The sequence below is a fragment of the Protofrankia sp. CiP1_Cm_nod1 genome (genome assembly GCF_920888515.1).
Classification (GTDB): domain Bacteria; phylum Actinomycetota; class Actinomycetes; order Frankiales; family Frankiaceae; genus Protofrankia.
The window spans coordinates 1-4,435 of the sequence record NZ_CAKKTM010000192.1; the positions used below are offsets into that span (position 1 = coordinate 1).

3 protein-coding genes are annotated in these 4,435 nt (G+C 74.8%); all 3 read right to left on the minus strand.

Annotated features, from left to right (window positions below):
* Positions 1 to 46: 46 nt before the first annotated feature.
* Positions 47 to 1,111 carry an NUDIX hydrolase gene (locus NBX02_RS08800; protein WP_250282100.1) on the minus strand — a complete coding sequence of 355 codons (1,065 nt, stop codon included), beginning with the start codon at positions 1,109 to 1,111 and terminating at the stop codon, positions 47 to 49.
* Between the two features lie 67 nt (positions 1,112 to 1,178).
* Positions 1,179 to 3,587 (minus strand): DEAD/DEAH box helicase, encoded by a 2,409-nt coding sequence (locus NBX02_RS08805; protein ID WP_250282097.1) that lies wholly within the window; start codon positions 3,585 to 3,587, stop codon positions 1,179 to 1,181.
* Positions 3,584 to 4,435, minus strand: an 852-nt coding sequence (gene brxD / locus NBX02_RS08810; RefSeq protein ID WP_250290860.1) for a BREX system ATP-binding protein BrxD, incomplete at its 5' end; no start/stop codon positions are given. The genes NBX02_RS08805 and brxD, both read right to left, overlap by 4 nt.

Here is a 4,435-nt window from a genome sequence, read left to right on the forward strand (position 1 = left end):
CGCGCCGTGCCGGGCCGCGGGCTGTCCGTGCCGTCGGCCTGCCCTGTCAGGCTGCGGGGGGTGGCGTGCGGGCCGGCCGCGGCGGCCGCGGCGCGCTGGAATCCCCGCCGCGTCCACCGGGGCCGGGTGTGCGGCCGGGGCCGTCGTTGTCCGGGAGGAGGTCGTAGCCGTCGTCGTGCGGGAGGAGCAGGTGAGCCTCTCCGTCACGGATGAGGATCTTCGGACGCACCGGGCGGAGGTCCCGGGTGCGCGCTGCCGCCAGGACGGCCGCGACGGATGCGTGCTCGGCCAGTTCCCGCAGCGTGTGCGCGGTGGGCGGCAGCATCGCCAGCCGTCCCGCCAGGTGTTCGGCGAGGGCCGTGGCCGGTGACAGCCACAGCAGCCGGTCGGACTCGCCGGGTATCGGGCGGGTCCGCTGCTCGACCGGCATGGCGGCGATGAAGAAGCGGGTGTCGTACCGGCGGGGCTCCACCTCGGGAGTCACCCAGCGTGCCCACGGGCGCAGCAGGTCGACGCGCAGGCCCAGGCCCCGGCGGGCCAGCAGGGCGGCCATGCTGAGCTGCCTCTTCTCCAGCGCGAGACGGTCGGTCTCCCAGCTGGGATCGGTGACGTCGGCGACGCTGTCCGTGCCGGGCCCGGCGAGCAGCACGCCGCTCTCCTCGAACGTCTCCCGCACGGCGGCGCACACCAGGGCGCGGGCCAGCGCCGGCTCGGCGTCGAGGGCCGCGCCGACGTCCGTTCCCGTGTCCGTTCCGACGTCCGTTCCCGTGTCCGTTCCGATGGCTGTCGCGGAGTCTGTCGCGGAGCCCGTCTCGGCGGTGCCGAACCACCGCGGCTGGGCGGCGACGTCGGCCGGGTCCACCGTCCCGCCGGGGAAGACGTGCATGCCGGCGGCGAAGGCCATCGTCGACACCCGGCGCAGCAGGCAGACCTGGATGCCCGTCCCGTTCTCGGCGTCCCGGAGCAGCGCGACGGTGGCGGCGTCGCGGGTCGCGACCGCTTGGCCGTGACCGGCCTGGAAGGCGGCCGCCCGCCGGGCGAGGTCCGGCGGCACCGGCCGCCGTGGCGCGCTCAGCGGATCCCGGCGCTCCCCACCCGTCAGATCGGCCATTCGTCACATGTTAGGCCGCGCCCGGACGAGCGGCATCCCCCTCCTCGGACGGTTTCGCCGGGCTCGGTCAGGTTCCCAGGGCGGTGAACCGGACGGGCTCGCGCAGGACGGTGGCGGCGGCGGGGAGGTCGGCGAGGCGGGTGGCGAGGGTGGCTTCGGCCAGGCGCGGGGGGAGGGCGGCGCTGAACTTCAGGCCGGCCAGGGCCTCGCCGGTGACGTGGGGGAGGCAGAGGCGGGACTGCAGGCCCGCGGTCGCGGCCTGCCAGCTGGCCGGGGTCAGGTCGGTGCGCAGGCGCAGGTAGGAGGCGGCCGGGGTCTGGAGGGGGTCGGCGAGGTCGCCGAGGCTCGCGGTGAGGGTGCGGTTGGCGCCTTCGCCGGCCCAGGTCCACCAACGGACGTCGGTCAGGTCCTCCGTCCGGACGATCATTGTGCCGCCCGGGTGGACGACGTTGAGGTGGTTCCCGCGGACGGCCGCGAGCCGCTGCGCCGCCCGGCGGGTGAGGGGGACCGGCGGGCCGGCGCCGAGCAGGACATCCCGCATCGCTCTGGTCAGCTCGAAGGACGTGGCGCCGTCGGCAGGGGCCAGCCAGCGGGCCCGGCCGCCGCTCTCGGCGGGCTCGACGAAACAGCGGCGGCGCTTCCAGTCGATGTGGGTGACCCGCCAGCTGCGGCCGGCGAGCAGCAGCAGCCGCGGGCCCTCGACGGGGCCGGTGAGCAGGACCGGGTCGGTGCGGCCTATCTCGTCGCGGCCGTGCAGGACGGTGAACTCGGGTGCCGCGGTGAAGACCGCGGTCAGCTCGGAGAAGTGCCGGTGGCCGAAGCGGCGCTCCGCCTCGGGGCCGACGAACAGCATGCCGCCGTCGGAGTCCAGGTAGCCCATGCGGACGAGGTGGCGCACGACCGGCTCCGCCGAGCGGTCGAAGGGCGCGAGGCCGTTCCACTCGTCCACCCAGGCCCGGTCGCCGACCCGGTTCTCCTGAAGGCAGTATGCGAGCAGCTGCTGGGCGACGATGTGCCGTGGCTCCGGCGGTGCGACGACCGGCTCGACCCAGCCGCGGCCCCACAGCAGCAACAGCCCGGCGGCATGCACGAGCGCACTCTCGTTCAGGGCGAGGAACAGGCAGTTGCGAGTCGTACCCGCCCGGCGGCCGGTGCGGCCGAGACGCTGCAGGAACGACGCGACGGTTCCCGGGGCGTTGATCTGGATGACCCGGTCGAGGTCGCCGACGTCGATGCCCAGCTCCAGGGTGCTGGTGGCGACGATCACGCAGTCCCGGGCCTGGGCGAAGGCCTCCTCGGACCGGCGCCGCTCATCGACGGACAGCGACGCGTGCGAGAGGAACGTCGTCACCCCGAGGGAACGCAGCGCCTGCCCGAGCTCCTCGACGATCTTCTTCGAGTCGCAGAACACGAGCCGCTTCTCACCCCGGTGCAGGGCGGCCAGCACCTTTGCCGCGTTCGGCACCGAGGCGACGTAGTCCAGCTCGATCTCACCCGCCGGCGGTGCGGACGGCGTGGGCGGTGCGGACGGCGTGGGCGGCCCGGGTGCCGGCGGCGCGCCGCCGGCCGAGCCCGTCTCGACATTGGCTGGCAACGCGTCGGCAGCGGCCGCCGGCACGGTACCGGTCACGGCCTCCACGCCCCCGGCAGCGGGGGCCGTCGCCGGGGAAGACCGCCGGGAAAGCGCGGCCGGCAGGCCCGGCGCGACGACCTGGGCCGGGCGCCGGCCCGCACCCGAGCCCTGTAGCCAGCGCAGCAGCTCGGCCGGGTTCCCGACGGTCGCCGACAGGCCGATGACCTGCAACCCCCCGATCGACACCGCGTTGTTCGACACCGCGTTCCGCGGAACACAGGGATCGCCGTGCGCGGCGGCCCGTTCGGCGGTTCGTTCCCCTGCCTGTTCGGCGGCGATGATCCGGCGTAGCCGCTCCAGGACGGCGAGGAGGTGCCAGCCACGGTCGTCGCCGGCGAACGCGTGGACCTCGTCGACGATCACGGTGCGGACGCCGGCGAAGAAGCTGCGATGGTCGGTGCGGACGCTGACGAGCATCGCCTCCAGCGACTCGGGCGTGGTGAGCAGGACGTCGGGCCGTTCGCGGCGGATCCGGTTGCGCCGGCTGTCGGTCACGTCGCCGTGCCAGACGGCGGCCTGGCGCCCGAGCCAGCCGGTGTAGGTCTCCAGCCGGGGCGCCAGGTTGTTCAGCAGCGCCTTCAACGGGCACAGGTACAGCACCGACGTCCCCTGCCAGTTCTCGGCCGCCATCTGCGACAGGACCGGGAACGTCGCCGCCTCGGTCTTCCCGCCGGCGGTCGGCGCGAGCAGCAGCGCGTCCGAACCGGCGAGCAGCGGCGCGGCCGCCTCTTCCTGCAACGGCCGCAGCCCCGGCCACCGCAGGGTGTTCACGATGTGGTGCAGCACCACCGGGTGCAGCAGATCCGCCGCGTCGGCGGCGGACGCCTCCGGCTCGACGGTCACGCCGGACCCGGGCCCAGGTCCAGGTCCGCATCCGGGTCCAGGTCCGCGTCCGGGTCCGCGTCCGGGTCCAGGTCGATGTCGATGTCGTCGGCGCGGGCGGCGTTGCGTTCCAGGTCGGTCATTTCGGCCGTGCCGATGGTCAGCGGGTAGTCGCGCCTGGGGGCGAAGTCGTCGAACTGGTCGACCCGGTCGAGCACGTCCCCGACGAGCTTCTTCAGGAACAGCCTGGGCGTGACACCCACCTTCCCGCCGAGCCGCCCGGCGACCGCCCCGGCCAGCTCCTCGAGATAGGCGTCGTCGACGAGCTTCTCGATCCGGCCGGCCGCGTCGCCCGGCGCACCGGCCGCGTACAGGTCCCGGACCCGCCCGCCGAGCTCGACCAGCGACGCCTCGGTGAACCCGGCCAGCCGCAGCTGCACGGCCCTCGGGTTGTCGAACTTCGGGTCGGTGGTGAAGTCGGTCGCCAGCCGCTGCGCGAGCGGCGCGAGCCGCCCCACCCCCTGCGGGCCGTCATAGAAGGCCGGCGTTCCGGTGATGACGAGGAACAGGCCGGGGAAACGGCCGCTGTGGACCTCGTCGATGAGCTGGCGCAGCGCGTTCAGCGCCTTGTCCCGCGCGTCGGAGCGAACCCGCTGCAGGGTCTCGACCTCGTCGAGGACGAGGAGCAGACCGCGGAAGCCGCTGTCACGCAGCACCACCAGCAGCCCCTGCAGGAAGCCGAGCGCCCCGAAATGGTCCAGCTCGCCGCGCACCCCGGCGGCCCGGCGGGCGCTCGCCGCGACGTGCGGCTGCCCACCGAGCCAGGCGAGCACCGCCGCCGCGGACGCCTCGTCGCCGGTGGCCAGCGC

What these genes read in the sequence shown, in the direction of transcription:
- NBX02_RS08800 (WP_250282100.1), bottom strand. Translation starts at nt 1,111, where the DNA reads ATGGCCGATCTGACGGGTGGGGAGCGCCGGGATCCGCTGAGCGCGCCA.